The sequence below is a fragment of the Streptomyces sp. FH025 genome, from assembly GCF_017427025.1.
In the GTDB taxonomy this organism is placed as follows: Bacteria; Actinomycetota; Actinomycetes; order Streptomycetales; family Streptomycetaceae; genus Kitasatospora.
Window position 1 is genome coordinate 1 of sequence record NZ_JAFLNG010000723.1, and the last position, 3,816, is coordinate 3,816.

At 73.9% G+C, this 3,816-nt stretch carries 4 protein-coding genes; 1 reads left to right on the forward strand and 3 read right to left on the reverse strand.

Annotated elements, in window-relative coordinates:
* A partial coding sequence (locus J0670_RS39650) for a DUF2510 domain-containing protein (protein WP_243437857.1) occupies positions 1-339 on the reverse strand: 339 nt, incomplete at its 3' end.
* A 451-nt stretch (positions 340-790) separates the two neighbouring features.
* Here J0670_RS39650 and J0670_RS32735 point away from each other — a divergent pair.
* Entirely contained in the window at positions 791-1,207 is a 417-nt protein-coding gene (locus J0670_RS32735; protein ID WP_207815742.1) for an SsgA family sporulation/cell division regulator, read from the forward strand.
* 110 nt (positions 1,208-1,317) lie between these two features.
* Here the strand turns inward: J0670_RS32735 and J0670_RS32740 are convergent, their stop codons facing one another.
* Both J0670_RS32740 and J0670_RS32745 read right to left on the reverse strand, forming a co-directional pair.
* Positions 1,318-2,718 carry a glycosyltransferase 87 family protein gene (locus tag J0670_RS32740; RefSeq protein WP_207815750.1) on the reverse strand — a complete coding sequence of 467 codons (1,401 nt, stop codon included), beginning with the start codon at positions 2,716-2,718 and terminating at the stop codon, positions 1,318-1,320.
* Between the two features lie 188 nt (positions 2,719-2,906).
* On the reverse strand, positions 2,907-3,816 hold a 910-nt coding region (locus J0670_RS32745; protein WP_207815753.1), incomplete at its 5' end, for a chitinase.

Here is a 3,816-nt window from a genome sequence, read left to right on the forward strand (position 1 = left end):
CCGCGGCCCGACCACGAAGGACGCCCCGCCCGTGGTCTGGTCGAGGTAGACCGGCCCGGTGTCCCCGGAGGTGTCACGCGGGTGCTCGGGCGGCTCGGGCGCCACCGGCGGCGGCACCACCGGCGCCGCGGACACGGCCGCGTCCGGGGCCGGACGCCGGCCGACGAACCGGGGCGGCTCCAGCACCTCGCCCTCGGCGGGCGCGGGCCGAGTGGTGCCCGGCACCCAGGCCGAGCCGCCCCAGTACCGGACGAACCCGGGGATGGAGGGGTCGGGGTAGTAGCCCGGCTCGGGTGCGACGGCCGGGTCGCCGTCGGCGGCGAAGGGGCGGTCCGTCATGGGGTCTTCTCTCCTGCCAGGTCCTGACGAGGGCCGATGGGGGGCTGACGAAGGCCGCTCTGAGGCGGGTGGGGGCCGATGAAGGCCGTTCGGCGCCGATGAGCGGGGGTCGCGACGCGGTGGAACGGGCCACCGGACGCGCACGCCCGGCGCTCGGCACGCGCGGGGACACCACCGGTCGGCGGAAAGTCTCCGGGTAGTCACAAAGGGTAGTGCCTCGTCGGAGTGCCGAGGGGAAGTTGGCCATTCACCGGACAGCGGAGGGTCGCCCGGGGTAGGGGACCCGGGGTGCGGTGGGCGCCCGCGCGAGGCGGCCCCGGGCGTTCACCGCCCCTCACCGAATTTCCCGAAGAAATCCCGGAAACCTGTGTAAGAGCCGGTGCGGACCGCCCTCTCAAAGGTCACAGGGCCCGGAACCGGGCACGGACCGCAGGCAGAGAGGAAGACGATCATGGACCGCCCCGTCAGCGTCGTGGAGCACGAGCTGGAGCTCAACCTGGTGCTCTCCCCGGAGCAGAGCGTCCCCGTCCCGGCCCGGCTGACCTACGGCAGCCACGACCCGTACGCGGTGTACATCACCTTCCACCTGGACACCGGTTCCCCGGTGACCTGGGTGTTCGCCCGCGAGCTGCTGGTCGAGGGCACCTTCCGGCCGTGCGGCCAGGGCGACGTGCGGATCTGGCCGACCCGTTCGGGCCGGCGCAGCGTGCTGTGCCTGGCGCTGAGCTCGCCCGCCGGGGACGCGCTGCTGGAGGCGCCGCTGCCGGTCGTCGCGGCCTGGCTGGAGCGGGCGCACCGGCTGGTCCCGCCGGGCAGCGAGCTGGCCGCGCTGGACATGGACGGCTCGCTCGCCGAGCTGCTCGCCTAGGGGTCCGCCTCTTGGAACTCCACCGATCGGAACTCCACCGAGGGGACGGCCCAGGCGGCGGCCGAGGGCACCGCGGAAGGAACGAGGGAGGCGGCGGCGCCCCCGCAGGCTCAGCGGGCCGCGGGGGCCTGCTGACGACCGCGGGCGGTGTCCGGGCCGCCGCTCTCGCGCTGCCCGGGCAGCCGGACCAGCGGCGCGCCGGCGGACCGTCGCCGTGCCCTTATCCGGATCGCGGCGGCGAGCAGGAAGCAGAGCCCGACCCACGGGTAGATCGAGGTGGGCAGCTGGCGCAGCGGTGACAGGTGGAGGACGGCCGCCCCGACCGGCTTGGCCGCCCACATCGCGAAGGACAGGAAGGCGAGCAGCGTGGCCCAGAACACGGCCCGCCAGCGCAGCCGGCGGACGCCGGCCGGGCGGGCGCGCTCGACGGAGGCCTCGGCGGCGAGCAGCACGAGCAGCGGCACGCACCAGACCCAGTGGTGGGTCCAGCTGATCGGCGAGATCAGCACGGCCGTGACGGCGGCGCAGCAGACGCCCCAGGCCTCGGCCCGGGGCAGCCAGCGGCCGCTTCGGGCGGCCCAGGCGGCGACGGCGAGGCCGGCCAGCGCGACCAGTCCGGCCCCGAGGGTGGCGACGGTGCCGGGGTCGGCGGTGTGCAGCAGGCGGGCGAAGGCGCCGCGCAGCGACTGGTTGTCGACGATCTCGGTCTTGCCGACCCGGGAGGAGTCGTAGAGGTACTTGGTCCAGAAGCCCCAGGTGGCGTCGGGCAGCAGGAGCGCGCCGAGCAGGAAGGTGCCGAGGAAGGTGAGGCCGGCCGTGATGGCGGCCCGGACCCGGCCGGTGATCAGCAGGTAGACGGCGAACAGGCCGGGGGTGAGCTTGATGCCGGCCGCGATGCCGATCGCCATGCCCTTGCTGAGGCGTGCGTCCGAACGGGTGAGGTCCCAGAGGATCAGGCAGGCGAGCGCGAGGTTGATCTGGCCGTACCGGAGCGTGGTGAAGACGGGTTCGAGCCAGACCCCGAGGCCGGTCACCAGGATCACACCGATGGGCCGCAGCTCACGGCGCGGCCAGCCGACCAGTTTGAAGGACAGGTGGGCGAACAGGGCGAGCAGCCCGAGGTTGCCGAGAGTGATCGCCACCCGGAGGAAGGGGACCGGGAACCAGGTGGTCGGGACGAACAGCATCGCCGCGAACGGCGGGTAGGTCGCGGGCAGGTTCCACTCGGTGACGCGCAGCGCGTACAGGTCGGTGCCGTTGGCGACGGCGGCCCCCTCGGCCCGGTAGACGATCATGTCCACCATCGAGGTGTGGACGAAGTGCCGCACCACCGCGTACGCGATCAAGGACAGCAGGGCCAGGGCGGAGACGGTCAGCAGCGGGCGGCGGGGCGCCTCGCGCAGCGCGCGCACGGGGGCGCCGAGGGCGAACCGCAGCCGGTCCGACAGGAGGGCGGGCGAGGGGTCGGGGGCGATCCGCGCCGGGCTGCGCTCGTCTTGCACCGCTGTCACTGTTCACTCCGTCCACCGCTCGGCCAACCAGCGACGATACCGGATGCGACCCGGCCCGGCCTGGGCACGGACGGTCACCCAGCGTGATGGAGTCCTCGGGACGGCCGAACGGCGGAGCCCCGGCCGCCCGTGCTCGGCTGCGGGCTGAGCACGGACGACCGGGGCGGTTCGGGGGGCCGGGGCTCGGCTCAGCCGGTGTAGGCGCCGAGGGTCCGGGTGAAGTCCAGCGGCTGCTGGACGATGCTGCTGCAGCTGGCGTCGGCGTTGCCCTTGGCGCCGCCGTCGCAGGCCCTGTCGCGGGTGCCGGACCACATGGACAGCCAGGCGAGGTGCTTGGTCGCCGCGAAGTCGGCGAGCTGCTTGGCGTCGGCCACGGTGAAGACCTCGCTGGCGACGTCGTTGACGCCGATCATCGGGGTGACCGCGACCTTGCGCCAGGCGCCCGCGTCGTCCAGTCCCAGCACGCTCTTGACCTGGGCCTGGGTGGCGGTGGCCGCGGCGATCGCGTACTTGCCCATCTGGCCCTGCGGGTTGGGGGCGACCCCGTCGCCGAAGTCCATGGCCATGATGTTGACGGCACCGATCGAGACGCCGCCCGCCTTGGCGCCGGCGACCAGGTCGACGCCCTCCTGGGTCAGGCCGGAGGGCAGCGCGGGAAGGGTGAAGGAGACGTCGAGGCTCTTGCCCTTGGCGGCGGCGTTCTGCTGCAGCTGGGCGATGGCCTGGACGCGGCGGGTGTTGGCGGCGGTGTTGGCGATCGCGGAGCCTTCGACGTCGAAGTCGAGCCTGGTCACGCCGTACGCGTCGATCACCTTCTGGTAGGCGGCGACCAGGTCGGCGGTCGAGCCGCAGGCGAGGGCCAGCTCGCTGCCGTTGGCACCGCCGAAGGAGACCCGGACGTCGCCGCCGGCCGCCCGCAGCGCGCCGATCTGCGCGGCCACCGCGTCGGCGGACAGGTCGCTGACGCCGCCCCACTTGGGCAGGCAGCCGCCGCCGGAGACCACGAAGGCGAGGTTGAAGTTCTTCACCCCGGTGGCCTTGGCGGTGGCGACCAGGTCGTAGGGAGGGTAGAGCGAGGTGTCCACGTACGGGGCGAAG

Coding starts and splice junctions, on each gene's coding strand:
- J0670_RS32735 (WP_207815742.1), top strand. CDS start 791: ATGGACCGCCCCGTCAGCGTCGTGGAGCACGAGCTGGAGCTCAACCTG.